The following is a 15,146-nucleotide window of genomic DNA, read 5'->3' as shown; positions in this document are numbered from 1 at the left end:
CTGATGTCGTTGGCAGAAGTGAGTGAATGGACGATGCTTGCAAAGTGTCGTGAAATGGCTGACGCCCTGTTCCCCGAGGGGAAGGATCAGAAGCGGGCACGATCGGTCTGCATGGGTTGCCCCGTGCGTTCCGAATGCCTGGCTGAGGCGTTGGACAACCGCATCGAATGGGGTGTGTGGGGAGGGATGACCGAGAGGGAACGCAGGCACCTGCTGCGGACCCGACCAGACATCGAGTCCTGGCACGACGTGCTCGTCGGGTTCCCCGCCGAGATCCAGGCCGGCTGACGGCGCGGCGACGACGGACGGGTCCCGCTCCCCGGGCAGTCGAGTGGCCAGATGACTAAGCTGGCCACATGACTAAATGGGAATACTTCACGGCCCCGATCCTGTCCCACGTGGCACAGCAGATCCTCAACAACTTCGGTGCCGACGGCTGGGAGCTCATCCAGTTGGCTCCCGGACCGAACCCGGACACCCTCGTCGGCTACTTCAAGCGGCCGCTCAAGGGCGACTGATGCGTTCGGCGTCCGAGCGGCTTGCCGCGGCGGGCATCACCTTGCCGCCGGTGGCCGCGCCGCTGGCTGCGTACGTGCCGTCCCGCCGCTCAGGCGACCTGATCTGGACGTCCGGGCAACTCCCGCTCTCCGGTGGCACCCTGGTCGCCACCGGGAAGCTGGGTGGTGCGGTGACCACTGACGTGGGCCGCGACGCCGCACGGACCGCGGCCCTCAACGCCGTTGCTGCCGTGGCCGACCAGGCCGGTGGCGTCGACGCCATCCTGCGGGTGGTGCGGGTGGTGGTCTACGTGGCGAGCACCGTCGACTTCCTGGAGCAACCGCAGGTCGCCAACGGTGCCTCGGAACTCCTTGCGGAGATTTTCGGGCCCGAGAACGGAGCCCACGTGCGCAGCGCCGTCGGCGTCAGCGTCCTCCCCCTTGACGCACCCGTCGAGGTGGAACTGGTGGTCGAGGTCTAGTTGAGAGCGGCGGACAGGCACCAGGCAGCCGAGGTCAATGCTCGGCTGGGCGAGGCGTACCCCGACGCCCGGTGCGAACTCGACTTCGAGAACCCCTTTCAGCTCCTGGTGGCCACCGTCCTGTCCGCCCAGTCCACCGACCGCCGCGTCAACCTCGTCACACGTGAATTGTTCGCCCGCTATCCCGACGCCGCCGCCCTGTCCGCAGCCCCGCGTGAGGACGTCGAGCGGATCATCGGACCTGTCGGGTTCTTTCGGAACAAGACCACGTCCATCATCGGGCTCTCCACCCGAATCGTTGACGAGTTCGACGGGAGGGTGCCCGGAACCCTGGACGAACTCGTGACGCTGCCGGGCGTGGGTCGTAAGACAGCCAACGTGGTGCTGGGTGACGCGTTCGATGTCCCCGGCATCACGCCCGACACCCACCTGATCCGCCTGGCCAACCGTTTCGGCTGGGTTGCCTCCACGAAACCGGACGTGGTGGAGCAGGCAGTGGGGGCGCTCTTCGATCCGTCGGAGTGGGTGGTGCTCTGCCACCGCGTCATCTGGCACGGGCGCCGCTGCTGCCACGCCCGCGGGCCCGCCTGCGGGGCCTGCGTCCTGTCCGATCTCTGCCCCAGCTACGGCACGGGCGAGACGGATCCTGTCAAGGCGCGCGCCATGATCAGAGAGCCCCGGTCGTGAGGCGAACGCTGGTGGCGGTGGTGCTGACGGCACTTCTTGCCATGTCTGCGTGCGCCTCCTCGGGTGCTGAAACCGCCCCGACCCCCAGCGCCACGGCCGACCTCAACGCCCTGCGGGTCCAGTACGGACTGCCGGAATGCCCGGAGACCGACCAGAACGCAGAACCCGTTGCCGACGGACTCCCGAAGACGGCTCTTCCATGCCTCGGGACGGATCAGGTCGTGAACCTTGCGGGCCTGCCGCGGGAACCCATGGTGGTGAACTTCTGGGCGCAGTGGTGTGGGCCGTGCCGTGAGGAGTCGGCGTTCCTCACCGAGGCGTCCGCTGAGGCCGACGGGGTCACCTTCCTGGGCATCAACTACCAGGACCCCCAGCCCGACTGGGCCATCGAGTTCGCCGGCCTCGTCGGATGGACGTACCCGCACGTCATGGACATGGAGCGGACGTTGCAGACGCCCCTGAAGGTGCCGGGCCTGCCCGTCACCCTGTTCGTGGCCTCTGATGGACGGGTTGTCGGCCGGCACGTCGGAGGCATCGACTCCACGCAGCAACTCCGCAACCTCATGGCCGAGTACCTGGGGGTGTCGTGAACGACGCTTTCGCCCAACTTCTCACGGGACTGGCCGCCGCGCTGCCCGACTCCAGTGGTATCCGTCGCCCACGCGGCGGGCGTCGAGCGGGGGTTCTGATGCTGTTCACCGACGAAGCCGATCCCAGAGTCACCGTCATCGAGCGTGCCATCACCATGCGTCGACACGCAGGGCAGGTGGCGTTCCCCGGCGGCGCCATGGAACCAACAGACCCCACCATCATCGACGCCGCCTTGCGGGAGGCGCAGGAGGAGGTGGGGTTGGACCACCGGTTGGTGCGTGTGATCGGGGAATTGCCCGCGGCGTGGGTGGCGGCCAGCAACTTCGACGTCACTCCCGTGATAGGAGTGTGGGACGGCTCCGTTGAGCTGTGGCCCGCCGACCCCCGCGAGGTGGGAGCCGTGCATTCGTTGCAGGTGTCACGCCTCGTGGATCCGGCTGCGAGAGTGCGCAGCCGGCACCCGGGCGGCTACGTCGGACCCGCGTTCCTGGCCGGGGAGTTGTTCATCTGGGGTTTCACGGCCCATCTGCTCGACGAGGCGCTGGAACTGGCCGGGTGGGCCAGGCCGTGGGACGCCAGCGTCGTCGTTGACGTCCCCGATCGGTTCCTGCGCGACTGAGCCGCGGGTCAGCGCCCGACGACGGTAGAGCCCTCGATGGTGTTGCGGGCAGCGAGTTCCTTCTCGGGGCCGCGGCCGCCGATGGAGTCGCCGATTGCCGTGAACGTGGCCTTGGCCTCGGCGATGGTCGCCTCCGGCATGGTCACCTTCTTGAACCGGGACTGGCCCAGCTTCACGAGGATGAATGCCACCAGTAGTGAGAACACGGCCGTGATGACGAACGCAATGGTGCCGGATCCCCACGGGCCCAGCACCGTCACGGAGTTCAACAGCCACGCGATGGCCAGGGCGACGGCGATGATGATCATCCACAGTGCGTGCAGAGCGAAGGCGCCTGCACCGGCGATCATGCCGGAGCCGATGCCTGCCTGCTTGGCGGAGGGAATCACCTCCGCCTTGGCCAGTTCGGTCTCCTTCGAGACGAACTCCGCGAGGGAAACGCGGATCTGCTGGAACGTTGCGCCGCTGTCCTTGAGGGTTGCGCGCGAGTCGTTGTGGGTTGTGTCGGTGTCGCTGTTGGCCATCATCATCCTTTCGCCGTCGGCACAAGACTATGGCCCAACGGGTCGAGCGTGCATCACATGTGGATCTTGATGCCGTTGTCGGGGGCCATCACGGGCGCGGTCAATTCGTCGTGGCTCACCCAGGCGCGCGAACACAGGAGTTGGAACGGCAGCCGCAGATGCTCACCGGGCCGCACGGAGTGCTGGTACAGGTCCCGCACCTCGGAGGCGAGACGGGAGCGCTGGCCCTCATCCAGCTTCGCTGACAGCGGCTGCGAGGCCACCAGATTCTGCAGGTTCACCAGTGACACCGACCGCCAGATGCGAAAGGCCCGCTGCTCCACCTCGGGGAAATACTTCGAGGAGGACAACCGCTGGAGGCTGTCGTGTCCGTAGTTGCCGCGCATCGCGACGGGGTCGTAGTGGCGCAGCAGGGCCGTGAGGCGTCGCACCCACGGCACGGAGTCGTCCCTGACGATGTAGGACGCGCTGAGGCAGCCACCGGGTCGCAGCACCCTGGCGATTTCGGGGAGCGCTGCGGAAGAGTCCATGAGATGGAACCCCTGATGGCTGATGACCACGTCAAACTGCCAGGGATCCATCGGCATGGCCTCGGGGCGGGCCCAGATCGGGAGTGCACCCGAGACGTCGCGAAGCTTGTCCACATCCGCTTCGGTGGCGGCCATGGCGAACACGGTGTGGCCATCGTCCAGCAGGCGTCGGGCCAATGTGGGGCCGCCATGGATCGTCAGGGCGCGCACACCTGGCCAGGCGGCAAGCCAGGTCAGTGCTTCGGGCGGAATCGCGTTGTGCTTCGGCATGACACTTTCGTTGGGTGGGACGTCGTGTGTTCTCAGGTTATCCACAACGGGACGGGAGTCTGACGATTCGCCCGTGGGGCAGCCCACCATGTCCCTCGTGAGGACCGCCTCGGAGGATCTGGAATGCCTGCTCGTCACACGTGACGCTTCGCTCGTCGACGCAGTGTCCGCCACGGCGCTGGCGCTGGGCGTCACGGTGGAGGTGGCCGGGGACATGGAGGAACTGAGGGGTCTCTGGTCGACGGCGGGTCTGCGGCTCGTGGGTCCGGACATGGCTGCCAGGGCGGCGGCCCTTCCGCGGTCACACGGGGACACGTGGGTGGTGGGGCAGGCCGATTCGGCCCTGCTGGCCGCCTCCGCGGAACTGCGGGTCCCCGCGCTGGCACTGCCCCAGTCGTCCGCGCAGCTCGCCGAGGTGATGTCGCGGCGCACGGACCGGCCGGACCCCGGCGCGCGCCTGCTGGCCCTGGTGGGTGGGTCCGGAGGTGTGGGAACCAGTTCGCTGGTCGTTGGGCTGTCCCTGCTGGCCGCCCGTGGGGGTCAGCGGGTGGCGGTCGTGGAGCTGGCCGAGTTCGGGGGCGGGCTGGACCTACTGCTGGGCCTTGAGGCCGCATCGGGTGTGCGGTGGAAGGACCTCGCCGGTGCCACGGGCGAGCTGGGGAGCCTGGGCGAGCAACTCGTCACCGGCGATGGCGTGTCCGTGCTGCCGCTGGGCCGGGAGCGGCAGCCGCCGCCCACACGCGCGGCTGTCGACGCCGTCCTGCGGAGCCTTGGGCGGTCGCACGACGTGGTGGTGGTGGACACCGGTGACGGGCGGCACCTCAACTGGCTCGTCGATGCCCAGGTTGCGGTCGTGGTGGCCGCGCACGTGCGTGGTGTGGCGGCTGCCCGGATGGTGATGGAGCAGCACGAACCGGTCGGCGCCCAGCTCCTCGTCCGCACGGGGCCGGGGGCCACGCTGCCGGCCGAGGCCGTCTCCCACGCGCTGGGACTTCCCCTGTTGGGGGTCGTGCGACATGACTCCGCAGTCCCCAGGCTCTCCGGGATGGGTGTCGGCATCACCTCCGGTCCGGCCAGGAGATTTCGTCGGGACGTCGCGCGGGTTGTGCGGGGGTGGACCTGATGGATGAGAAGCATCTGCAGGCCCTGCAGTCCGTTCTCGGGAGACTGGCACGCCCCCACACACCCGCAGACGTGGCCACCGCCCTGCGCGGGCTGGGTGTGGTGGTGACGGACCACGTGCTGCTGGACACCATGGAGGTCTTGCGGCGACACAGCATCGGCGCCGGTCCACTGGAGGATCTCCTGCGGACGCCTGGTGTCACGGATGTGGTGGTCAACGGCACCGACGGTGTGTTCATCGACAGGGGCCGGGGTCTGGAACGCACCAACGTGGTGATGTTTGACGACGAGCAGGTTCGACGCCTGGCCATCCGGCTGGCCACGGCCGCCGGGCGACGTCTCGACGACTCCCAGCCGTTCGTGGACGGCCGGCTGGCCGACGGCACCCGTCTGCACGCAGTGTTGTCGCCCGTCGCCTCGCCGGGAACCTGCATCTCCCTGCGCATCCCTGCCCCGTCCGGGCTGACACTGCAGCAACTCATGGACCAGGGATCGCTGGCGCCTGACGCCCACGCGCTGCTGGTGGGGATGGTGGCGCAGCGTGTTCCGTTTCTGATCAGCGGAGGCACCGGGTCCGGCAAGACGACGCTTCTGGCCGCCATGCTCGGGTTGGTGCCGGCGTCGGAGCGCATCGTGGTGGTCGAGGACGCCCGGGAACTTGCACCCCACCATCCGCACTGTCTGCGGCTGGAGGGTCGACCCCCCAACACCGAGGGCGTGGGCGGGATCACGCTGACGGCGCTGGTGCGCCAGGCCCTGAGGATGCGGCCCGACCGCATCGTGGTGGGGGAGGTGCGGGGTGGGGAACTCTGCGACCTGCTGACCGCCCTCAACACGGGGCATGAAGGGGGATGCGGCACGGTGCACGCCAACTCTGTGGCCGATGTCCCCGCGCGGCTGGAGGCCCTCGCCGCGCTGGGTGGACTGGGCCGCGATGCGTGCCACGCCCAGCTCGCCTCGGCGCTCCGGGTCGCCGTCCATGTTCGACGCCGGCCGGATGGCACACGCGGTGTGGCCGAGATGGGGTTGTTCACGCGCGAAACCGACGGCGGGGTCCGCATTGAACCCGCCGTCGGCTTCAGTCCAGGAGGCGTGGAGTGGGGCAGCGGTGCCGCGCGACTTCGGGAATGGGCGGGGCTGTCATGACGTTGGTGGTGGTGCTCTTCACCCTGGCCGCCACCGTGGGTGTGGGGTATCCGGCGGAGCGGGGCCTGGCCCGCCTGCATCCCCGTCCGTCGCGCCGCTCACGGGGTGGCGTCGCGTTCCCGGCGCTCGCAGGGCTGGTGCTGCTGTTGACCGCCTTGCTGGGGCTGCGCGTGGCCGGATGGGGGGTGGCGGGTGCAGCCATGGCAGCCACAGCCTCCTGGGTGATCTCGGGGATGCGTGCCCAGCGCAACGTGGTGCGTGAACGCGATGAAACCGCTCGTGCCGTCAGGACGGTGTCCCTACTTCTGCAGTCCGGGCAGATTCCCACCCGTGCACTCGAGGATGCTGCCGCTGACTGCGTCGTGCTGGCTCCCGCGGCACTGACGGGGCGGCTTGGTGGGGATGTGGCTGCCGCGCTGCGGGAAGCGGGGATGCTGCCGGGTCGGGATGGGCTGACGAGGATGGCAGCGGCGTGGTGCGTCAGCGAGCGGACCGGCGCGCCGATCGCCGCGATCCTCACGAGGGTGTCGGAGACTCTGCGGCAGGAACGGCACCTCGCCGCGGTGGTGGCCGCCGAACTGGCGGCGGCACGGGCGAGCGGCCGGGTCATGGCGCTGTTGCCGTTCGTCGCCATCGGCCTGGGCGTCGTCGTCGGTGCCGACCCCCTCGGCTTCCTGTTCGGGTCGTGGCTGGGTGAGGCGGTGTTTGTTGCCGGGACGCTGCTGGCGGCCGTGGGCGTCGTGTGGACGGAGAACATCTCCCGTAACGGAAGTAGCGCACCGCGGGGGCAACCATGAATGGGGCCGTGCTGGGCGCCATGTTGTTGTGCGCCGCAGTGTGGGTGGCCTTCCCTGATCCGCGCCATCAGTTGACCCGACTGGGTGCAACGGCCACCGCGGTCGATCGGCGACTGATGTTTCTGGTGCGTGGAAGGAGGGGTGCGCACCACCTCAGGACCCGCGTGTTCGCAGGGGTGACGGTGGCGGCCGCCGTGCTGCTGTGGCAGCCCACGCCGGTCGGGGCGGCGGTGGGTGTCGCCGCCGGGCTCGGGGTGGTGGCCGCCAGCGGGTGGGTGGTGCCTCGCGAGGGTCGCTCCGAAGCCCTCCGGGCGGAGCTGGCCGACGCCGTGGAGCTGCTGGCGGCCTGCCTGGACGCAGGGCGGGCGATGGCTGAGGCGCTTGCCGTGGTCGCAGGGGTGAGCGGCGCGGCCACCGCGGCCGTCCTCACCCGTGTCACGGGGGCGTTGGCGATCGGCGTGGCCGAACAGCAGGCGTGGGCTGAACTGGTCGACGACGACGTGTGGGGTCCCGTCGCGCGGGACGTCGCACGCTCCGCCCGGTCGGGGACATCGCTGGTGGAGGTGCTGCACGTCCACGCCGAGGAGGCCCGGCTCGCCGTCCAGGAGGGGGCCCTGCAGCGGGCAAGGACGGCGGGTGTCCGCTCCGTGGTCCCACTGATGGCCTGCTTCCTGCCGGCCTTCATCCTCGTGGGGGTGGTGCCCATCATCGCTGGCCTCCTGGACGGCCTGCTTTCGCCGTGATCCCCCGCCCCGTGAATGTCCCGGGCAGTAGTGTGATGCCACTTCACCCCACCTGAGGAGCCATCATGAGGATCGCCGTTCCGCTCGAGGTCAAGAACAACGAGTTCAGGGTCGCCCTCACGCCCACGGGCGTCAACGAACTCGTGCGCCACGGCCATGAGGTGGCGGTCCAGACGGGGGCAGGGCTCGGCTCGTCGATCCCCGACAGCGAGTACGAGAAGGTGGGTGCCACGATCCTCCCCGACGCGGATGCGACGTGGAAGTTCGGTGAGCTCGTCATGAAGGTCAAGGAGCCGGTGGAGGAGGAGTTCGGCTTCCTGCGGGATGACCTCACCCTGTTCACCTACCTCCACCTTGCCTCCGGAGGGGAATGCGCCGAGGCGCTGCTGTCCGCCGGAACCACCGCCATCGCCTACGAAACGGTGCAGACCGAGGACGGGGCGCTCCCGTTGCTGCAGCCCATGAGTGAGGTGGCCGGCTGTCTGGCCCCGCAACTGGGCGCCTACCATCTCACCAAGCCGCTGGGTGGGCGAGGTGTGATGATGGGCGGCATCGGAGGGGTCGCCAATGCCAAGGTGGTCATCCTCGGCGCCGGTGTCTCCGGCCGCAACGCCGCCAACATCGCCTCAGGGATGGGGGCCGACGTCACGCTGCTGGACACCAACCTCAACAAGTTGCGGGACGCCTCGTGGTACTGGAACGGCGCCGTGCAACAACTCGCGTCCAACGAGCTGACCGTGTGGCAGCAGGTGAAGGAGGCCGACCTCGTCATCGGTTCAGTCCTCATCCCCGGCGCCCGTGCCCCGAAGCTGGTGCCCAACGAACTGGTGGCCGAGATGAAGCCCGGGTCCGTTCTCGTGGACATCGCCATCGACCAGGGCGGCTGTTTCGCGGACTCCCACCCCACCACGCACGACAACCCCACGTTCAAGGTCCACGGCTCCACGTTCTACTGCGTCGCCAACATGCCGGGCGCTGTCCCGCACACCTCCACCTACGCCCTGGCCAACGCCACACTGCCCTACGCGCTGCTGCTGGCCGATCATGGCTGGCGCGAGGCCATGGGGAACAACCCAGCCCTGGCGCTGGGTCTCAACGTGCATGCCGGCAACGTTGTGAATGCGGCGGTGGCGGATGCGTTGGGCAAGGACGTCGTGGTGTTCGCCGACCTCTCCTGATCGGCTCGTGCTTCTCAGCGGCGCAGCTCGGGTGGTACGTGGCCAAAGCGGTGGAGCGTCCGGCTGACCGACTGCTCCCGCAGGACCGTGAGCAGCTCCCGACGCCCTGTGGCCAGCACCGGACCCGCCGATACGTCCACACCCGAGCCGGACAGCGCGTCGTACAGGCCGGTTGCATCACCGAGTCCGCGGACCCGGGTGCCGGGCGTCGAGTGCTGGACCCAGTCCTCCATCCGGCCGTCGGGAACGACGCGCTGGACCGCCAGGGCATCTGCGAGGGCACGCCCGGGGCCCGAGGACCCGAGCAGCGCGTCCAGCTCAGCCGCGACGGCTGACCCCAGGCTGAGCAGCACCGGGGTCCCTGCCAGTGACGCCGCGGCCAGTACGCGAGCGAGCTCCACGAACCGCGTCCCGTCCTCGCAGTGCAGCACCAGCTGCGGCACCGGGCAGTAGCGGAACTCGTTCTGTTCGCTGACGAGACCGGAATCGTCCCTCGCATGCCCGAACTCCGTTTCCCAGGCGTGCGCATCCGATTCCAGCGCCGCGTCGAACCACTCCTTCTCCGACGGGGTCCGCACCAGCGGCGCCAAGCTGCGGGAGAGTGCAGTGATCCGGGGAAGTGGGCGTCGACGTAGACGCGGGAGCCCGTCCGGGGCCCATCCACCGAGGCTGGCCACGTAGTTGGGCCCGCCAGCCTTCGCGCCCGGTCCCACGGACGAGTCCTTCCAGCCGCCGAACGGTTGGCGTCTCACCATGGCGCCGGTGGTGCCACGGTTGATGTAGGCGTTGCCCACCTCCACCCGGCTTGTCCAGGTGCGGATGTCGTCCGGGTCCAGGCTGTGCAGGCCGCCCGTGAGGCCGAACCTGGTCGCGTTCTGCCAGGTGATCGCCTCGTCAAGCGTGCTGGCATGCATGAGACCCAGCACCGGTCCGAACACTTCGGTGTGGTGGAAGAACGACCCCGGTGCCACGCCCTCCTTGAGGCCGGGAGACCACAGCCGACCCGAACCGTCGAGCTGGTGGGGCTCGACCAGCCACCGTTCCTCGCCGTCCAGGGTGGTGAGGGCGCGCAACAACTTGCCCTCCGGCGGCTCGATGACGGGTCCCATGGTGGCCCCGGGATCCTCCGGCCAGCCCACCCGGAGCGAGCGGACGGCGTCGACGAGCTGCCGGCGGAAGCGACGCGACCTGCCCACGGATCCCACGAGGATGCCCAGCGACGCGGCCGAGCACTTCTGCCCAGCGTGCCCGAAGGCCGAGGCGACGAGGTCCACGACTGCCAGGTCGATGTCGGCGGCCGGTGTGATGACGAGCGCGTTCTTGCCGGAGGTCTCCGCATGGACCCGGGGCCCCGAGCTGCGGCCGGTGCGCCACGAGGCGAACAATTCCGCGGTCTCGACGGCCCCGGTCAGTACCACGGCGTCCACCCCGGGATGGGCCACGAGGTGCTGGCCCACACCATGTTCGTCGGTCCGCACCACGTGCAGCACCTCGCGAGGGACCCCCGCGGCCCACAGCGCCTCCACCCCGATCTCGGTGCAGCGGGGGACCGCCTGCGCGGGCTTGATGATCACGCAGGACCCCGATGCCAGCGCCGCCAGCACCCCGCCCAGGGGGATGGCGACGGGGAAGTTCCAGGGCGGCGTCACGAGCGTGACCGCTGCCGGCTCGAAGCGGGCGCCGTCGGTCATGGCGTGGCCGGGGCCGAGGTCCTCGGCTGCGTCGGCATAGAAGCGGGCGAAATCGATGGCCTCGCTGACCTCCGGGTCGGACTGGGCGATGGTCTTGCCGCCCTCGGCGGCCATGGCGGTGACCAGGTCGCCCCTGCGGGCCTCCATCTGGCGTGCGCCCTCCCGCAGGATGGCCGCGCGCGCGCAGGGCGTGCGCCCCGCCCACCCCGGGGCCGCGTCTCTGGCTGTGGCCACCACGGCGTCGATGTCTGCTGTGGAGGCCAGCGGGGTGCGCGGCTCTCCGGGGCGCGCGGCCACGGCCGCCAGGGCCCACCGTCGGGTCTCGGACAGGGCGGGGTCGGAGTCTGGGGTGTTGGCGAAACGGTCGTCGACAGCCGGGCGTCCCGGAGTGCGCCGTCGACGGGAAGGCGTTGCATCCATGGCGGCCACGGAGTCCCGGAACCAGCGTTCCTGCCGGGCCATGGCGGGGCTGGAGCCGCCTTCGTCGCTGGCCATGGCGTGCAGGAAGTTCTGTGGCTGGGCGTTCTCCTCCAATCGCCGCACGAGGTAGGAGACGGCCACGTCGAAGTCCTTCGGCGCCACCACCGGGGTGTACAGCACCATGGTGTGGACGTCGGAGCGCACCACACGGGCCTGGGCCGGCGACATCCCCTGCAACATCTCCACGTCCAACCGGTGCCCCGCGCCACGGCGTTGCGCCAGGAGGTGCGCCGCCGCGACGTCGAAGAGGTTGTGGCTGGCCACCCCAAGCCGGATGACGTCGGTGGCGTCGGGCCGCAGCGCGCGCTCCACCACGCGCAGGTAGTTGGCGTCCACGTCCGCCTTCGTGTCGTAGGGGGCGGTCGCCCAGCCGTGCACTTCGGCCTGCACCGACTCCATGGCCAGGTTGGCGCCCTTGACCACCCGGACCTTGATGCCGGCGCCGCCACGATCCCGTCGCCGGGTCGCGAAGTCGATGAGTTGCTCCAGCGCGCCCAGCGCATCCGGCAGGTACGCCTGCAGCGCAATGCCTGCCTCCAGGTGCAGGAACTCCGGCTCCAGGAGCAGGGTCTCGAAGACCGCCAGCGTCAGGTCCAGGTCCGCGTACTCCTCCATGTCCAGGTTCACGAACCCATGAGGGCTGCGGGCGGCCGCTGCACGATAGATGTCACGCAGGGGTTCCGCAATTCTTGTCACAGTGCCGGCGGTGTCCCAGGGTGAGATCTGGGACACCAGCGAGGACACCTTCACCGAGACGTAGTCCACGTCGGCGCGCTGCAGCAGATCGATGGTCCGACGGACCCTGGAGGCGGCCTCGGCCTCCCCGAGGACGGCCTCGCCGAGCAAGTTGACGTTGAGTGTGACGCCGTCTGCACGGGAGCGGGCCAGGTGTCGCGCCAGGGCCGGGTCATTCGCGTCCACCAGCAGATGGCCCACCATCTGGCGCAGCCGCCGACGGGCCAACGGCACCACGAGCTGCGGCGCCAGCGGAGCCACCATGGCGCCCGCCCACAGCAGGAGACGGTCGGCGGGTCCAAGGAATGAGGCGCCACCACGGAGGGTGGCGAGCACCTTCGCGGCCACGTGCACGTCCTCGGCGCGGGCCACCTCGTCGACGAACCGCACTGCCAGCGCCAAACCGGCGTCATCCGACAGCATCCCCGCCAGCTGTCCGTTCGTGGCGCGTTCCCGGGGCGTCTCCTCGGACGCGGCCCGCCTTCGCCACTCCAGGGCGAGGGCGACGGCGCCGTCGACCACCTCGGCCACCGCGGCCTGACCGTGGGTGCACTGGGACATGGCCCCAGTCTGGTCCCGGAACGTGCCGGACGGGCGGGATACGGAATCGCTGCATGCCCGTGGAACACACAGGGGCGGCCGGGGCGTCGGGAAAATTCGTCTGGCCGTGGTGGCACAGTGGAGGCCGTGGACTGGGACTGGGTACTGGAGAGCGACGAGGTGGTGGCCTCGCGTCGACGCGAGGCGTGCGACGGCGTCCCTGCCGGATGGCCCCACTGGCTGCCGGCGGAGTGCGTCGGCTCCTTGCAGGCGGCCGGTATCGAACAGCCCTGGCAGCACCAGGTGGATTTCGCGGAGTTGGCCCACGCCGGCCGACACGTCGCCATCTCCACGCCCACCGGATCCGGGAAGTCCCTGGCGTACCTGATGCCCGTTCTGGCGGCCACCATGTCGGAGGCAGCGCTTCCGTCCGGCACGGCTGCCCGGCCGCGGTTCACCCGGGCCCGCCCCACGGCGCTCTACATCGCCCCCACGAAGGCACTGGCGCACGACCAGTTGCGCGCCGCCACCGCGTTGGCCCCTCGGACATGGAGGGTGGGGGCCCTGGACGGGGACTCCGACGTCGCGGAGCGACGGTTCGCCCGGGAACACGCCAGCCTCGTGGTGACCAACCCGGACATGCTGCACTTCTCCGTGCTCCCCAACCACCAGCGCTGGTCGTCGTTCCTCGCAGGGTTGCGCTACATCGTCATCGACGAGGCCCACCGCTACAACGGGATGTTCGGTGCCCACGTGGCGGCCGTGGTTCGTCGCCTGCGCCGGGTGGCCGGGCTCTACGGCGCCGCCCCCACCATGCTGCTGTCCTCGGCCACGGCACCGAACGCGGCCGCATTCGGCGGTGCGCTCGTGGGGGAGGAGGTCGTCGACGTGGTGGACGTCTCCACGGCACCGGTGGGTCCCCGCACCGTGGCCCTGTGGCAGCCGGAGACGTCGCTGCGCCATGACACCTCCCGACTGCTGGCGGGGTTGTCGGACGACGGGGCCCAGACCCTGGCGTTCGTCGCGTCCCGGGCAGGGGCGGAACTCGTGTCGGTGGGGGCGCAGGAACTCTCCAGCGATCCAGCCCGGATCGCGTCGTACCGCGGGGGCTACCTGGCCATGGAGAGGCGGGCGCTGGAGGCGGCCCTGCAGACAGGGGAGCTCGGAGGCCTCGCCACCACGAATGCCCTGGAGTTGGGGATCGACGTCTCCGGGATCGCCGCCGTCCTCGTGTCGGGCTATCCGGGCCGGCTGTCAGCGTTCTGGCAGCAGGCCGGGCGGGCTGGCCGCACAGGTCAGGAAGCGCTGGTGGTGATGCTGGCTCGGGAGAACCCGCTGGACGTCTACCTGTTGGAGCACCCCGAGCTCATCTTCGACGCACCCGTGGAACACCTCGTGCTGCACCCGTCCAACCCCCACGTCCTCGGGCCTCACCTGGCGGCGGCTGCGCAGGAACATCCGTTGTCGCCCGAGGACGTCCGGTGGTTCGGCCCGACGACGGTGGACCTCGCGGAGGCGCTGGCGCGGCAGAAGGTGCTGCGGGACCGCGGTAACCGGTGGTTCTGGACCCGGGCGGATCGCGCCGTCGACCACATCGACCTGCGCGCCGCCGGGCCGAAGCCGGTCGAGATCATCGAGCAGGAGACCGGGAGGGTGGTGGGGGTCATCGATCGTGACGCAGCGGATCGGACCGTCCACCCGGGCGCCGTCTACCTCCACCAGGGGCAGACGTGGCTGGTGACGTCGTTGGACCAGGACGACGGCCACGCCTTCGTCTCGGCCACCGCGGAGCCGTACTACACGCAGCCGCAGTCGCGTTTCGAAATCGATTCGCTGTCGGTGACCCGGCGGCGCGTGGTGTCGGGCATGGACCTCACCCTGGGGAAGGTGAGGTTGACCTCGCAGGTGACCGGCTACCTTCGGCGCGACGAGGTGACGCACGAGGTGCTCGACGCCTCACCCATCGACCTTCCCGCCCACCGCATGCTCACCGACGCCGTGTGGTGGAGCGTTCCCGCACGGCTGGAACGCGACCTGGGGTGGGCGCCGCTGGAGATGGGCGCTGCTGCCCATGCCATTGAGCACACGGCCATAGGACTCCTTCCCGCCTTCGCGCCCTGCGACCGATGGGACATTGGCGGTGTCAGCACCCCCCTGCACCCGGAGACCGGTCTGGCGACGATCTTCGTGCACGACGGTCTACCCGGCGGGGCGGGGTTCGCGGCGCACGCCTTCGATGTGGCGGAGCGGTGGCTGTCGGCAACTCTGGAGCGGCTCGAGGGGTGCGAATGCGTCAGCGGGTGCCCCGCGTGCATCGTGTCGCCCAAGTGCGGCAACGCCAACCAGGTGCTGGACAAGGACCGTGCCGCCCAGTTGCTGCGTGCACTGCTGCAGGACGGCTGAGACGGCGGGTCGGCGCGTGTCCACAGGAGAAGTGTTGTCCGTGTCCCGGCATCCGACGCGTCTCCACAGGGCCCCGTGGGATGGGTGATCCCTGCCGTCATCCGCCCAAGG

General features: G+C 69.9%; 15 protein-coding genes. 12 read left to right on the top strand and 3 right to left on the bottom strand.

The window, feature by feature from the left end; all coding sequences use genetic code 11:
- Positions 1–3 precede the first annotated feature (3 nt).
- The 6 genes from EAX62_RS00610 (at position 4) to EAX62_RS00590 (ending at position 2,876) form a co-directional block, all read left to right on the top strand.
- Positions 4–288 (top strand): WhiB family transcriptional regulator, encoded by a 285-nt coding sequence (locus EAX62_RS00610; protein ID WP_121899759.1) that lies wholly within the window; start codon positions 4–6, stop codon positions 286–288.
- 68 nt (positions 289–356) lie between these two features.
- Positions 357–518 (top strand): hypothetical protein, encoded by a 162-nt coding sequence (locus EAX62_RS16800; protein WP_199711047.1) that lies wholly within the window; start codon positions 357–359, stop codon positions 516–518.
- Positions 518–979, top strand: coding sequence for a RidA family protein (locus tag EAX62_RS00605; protein WP_121899758.1), 462 nt, complete (start codon positions 518–520; stop codon positions 977–979). Before EAX62_RS16800 ends, EAX62_RS00605 begins: the two co-directional genes overlap by 1 nt.
- Positions 980–1,666 carry an endonuclease III gene (gene nth / locus EAX62_RS00600; protein ID WP_121899757.1) on the top strand — a complete coding sequence of 229 codons (687 nt, stop codon included), beginning with the start codon at positions 980–982 and terminating at the stop codon, positions 1,664–1,666. It abuts the gene before it with no gap.
- A complete protein-coding gene (locus EAX62_RS00595) occupies positions 1,663–2,256 on the top strand; it encodes a TlpA family protein disulfide reductase (protein ID WP_121899756.1) in 594 nt (197 codons plus the stop codon). Before nth ends, EAX62_RS00595 begins: the two co-directional genes overlap by 4 nt.
- Before the next feature lie 59 nt (positions 2,257–2,315).
- Entirely contained in the window at positions 2,316–2,876 is a 561-nt protein-coding gene (locus EAX62_RS00590) for an NUDIX hydrolase (protein ID WP_407703303.1), read from the top strand.
- An 8-nt stretch (positions 2,877–2,884) separates the two neighbouring features.
- Here the strand turns inward: EAX62_RS00590 and EAX62_RS00585 are convergent, their stop codons facing one another.
- On the bottom strand, positions 2,885–3,400 hold the full coding sequence (locus EAX62_RS00585; protein WP_158600424.1) for a phage holin family protein: 516 nt from the start codon (positions 3,398–3,400) through the stop codon (positions 2,885–2,887).
- A gap of 53 nt (positions 3,401–3,453) precedes the next feature.
- A complete protein-coding gene (locus tag EAX62_RS16605; RefSeq protein ID WP_158600422.1) occupies positions 3,454–4,200 on the bottom strand; it encodes a class I SAM-dependent methyltransferase in 747 nt (248 codons plus the stop codon).
- A gap of 73 nt (positions 4,201–4,273) precedes the next feature.
- Here EAX62_RS16605 and ssd point away from each other — a divergent pair, with 73 nt between their 5' ends.
- The 5 genes from ssd (at position 4,274) to ald (ending at position 9,186) form a co-directional block, all read left to right on the top strand.
- A complete protein-coding gene (ssd, locus tag EAX62_RS00575; protein WP_233557747.1) occupies positions 4,274–5,323 on the top strand; it encodes a septum site-determining protein Ssd in 1,050 nt (349 codons plus the stop codon).
- The gene (locus EAX62_RS00570) at positions 5,323–6,468 is read left to right on the top strand and encodes a TadA family conjugal transfer-associated ATPase (protein ID WP_121900913.1); all 1,146 of its coding nucleotides are present in this window, start codon (positions 5,323–5,325) and stop codon (positions 6,466–6,468) included. The genes ssd and EAX62_RS00570 overlap by 1 nt, the downstream gene beginning before the upstream one ends.
- Positions 6,465–7,265 (top strand): type II secretion system F family protein, encoded by an 801-nt coding sequence (locus EAX62_RS00565; protein WP_158600419.1) that lies wholly within the window; start codon positions 6,465–6,467, stop codon positions 7,263–7,265. Before EAX62_RS00570 ends, EAX62_RS00565 begins: the two co-directional genes overlap by 4 nt.
- Complete coding sequence (locus EAX62_RS00560) at positions 7,262–8,008, top strand: type II secretion system F family protein (RefSeq protein ID WP_121899752.1); 747 nt, start codon at positions 7,262–7,264, stop codon at positions 8,006–8,008. Before EAX62_RS00565 ends, EAX62_RS00560 begins: the two co-directional genes overlap by 4 nt.
- Before the next feature lie 65 nt (positions 8,009–8,073).
- Positions 8,074–9,186, top strand: coding sequence for an alanine dehydrogenase (ald, locus tag EAX62_RS00555; RefSeq protein ID WP_121899751.1), 1,113 nt, complete (start codon positions 8,074–8,076; stop codon positions 9,184–9,186).
- 14 nt (positions 9,187–9,200) lie between these two features.
- Here ald and EAX62_RS00550 read toward each other — a convergent pair whose 3' ends face one another.
- A complete protein-coding gene (locus EAX62_RS00550; RefSeq protein ID WP_121899750.1) occupies positions 9,201–12,653 on the bottom strand; it encodes a bifunctional proline dehydrogenase/L-glutamate gamma-semialdehyde dehydrogenase in 3,453 nt (1,150 codons plus the stop codon).
- Between the two features lie 126 nt (positions 12,654–12,779).
- On the opposite strand from EAX62_RS00550, the gene EAX62_RS00545 reads away from it, so the two are divergent.
- Entirely contained in the window at positions 12,780–15,035 is a 2,256-nt protein-coding gene (locus tag EAX62_RS00545) for a DEAD/DEAH box helicase (RefSeq protein ID WP_121900912.1), read from the top strand.
- Positions 15,036–15,146: the final 111 nt, after the last annotated feature.

This window comes from Tessaracoccus antarcticus, from assembly GCF_003688855.1.
Lineage (GTDB): Bacteria > Actinomycetota > Actinomycetes > Propionibacteriales > Propionibacteriaceae > Arachnia > Arachnia antarctica.
Note: the sequence above shows the minus strand (reverse complement) of the source record. Positions and strands in the feature narration are given on the sequence as shown.

What these genes read in the sequence shown, in the direction of transcription:
- EAX62_RS00610 (WP_121899759.1), top strand. Translation starts at nt 4, where the DNA reads ATGTCGTTGGCAGAAGTGAGTGAATGGACGATGCTTGCAAAGTGTCGT.
- EAX62_RS16800 (WP_199711047.1), top strand. Translation starts at nt 357, where the DNA reads ATGACTAAATGGGAATACTTCACGGCCCCGATCCTGTCCCACGTGGCA.
- EAX62_RS00605 (WP_121899758.1), top strand. Translation starts at nt 518, where the DNA reads ATGCGTTCGGCGTCCGAGCGGCTTGCCGCGGCGGGCATCACCTTGCCG.
- EAX62_RS00585 (WP_158600424.1), bottom strand. Translation starts at nt 3,400, where the DNA reads ATGGCCAACAGCGACACCGACACAACCCACAACGACTCGCGCGCAACC.
- EAX62_RS16605 (WP_158600422.1), bottom strand. Translation starts at nt 4,200, where the DNA reads ATGCCGAAGCACAACGCGATTCCGCCCGAAGCACTGACCTGGCTTGCC.
- EAX62_RS00570 (WP_121900913.1), top strand. Translation starts at nt 5,323, where the DNA reads ATGGATGAGAAGCATCTGCAGGCCCTGCAGTCCGTTCTCGGGAGACTG.
- EAX62_RS00565 (WP_158600419.1), top strand. Translation starts at nt 6,465, where the DNA reads ATGACGTTGGTGGTGGTGCTCTTCACCCTGGCCGCCACCGTGGGTGTG.
- EAX62_RS00560 (WP_121899752.1), top strand. Translation starts at nt 7,262, where the DNA reads ATGAATGGGGCCGTGCTGGGCGCCATGTTGTTGTGCGCCGCAGTGTGG.
- ald (WP_121899751.1), top strand. Translation starts at nt 8,074, where the DNA reads ATGAGGATCGCCGTTCCGCTCGAGGTCAAGAACAACGAGTTCAGGGTC.
- EAX62_RS00550 (WP_121899750.1), bottom strand. Translation starts at nt 12,653, where the DNA reads ATGTCCCAGTGCACCCACGGTCAGGCCGCGGTGGCCGAGGTGGTCGAC.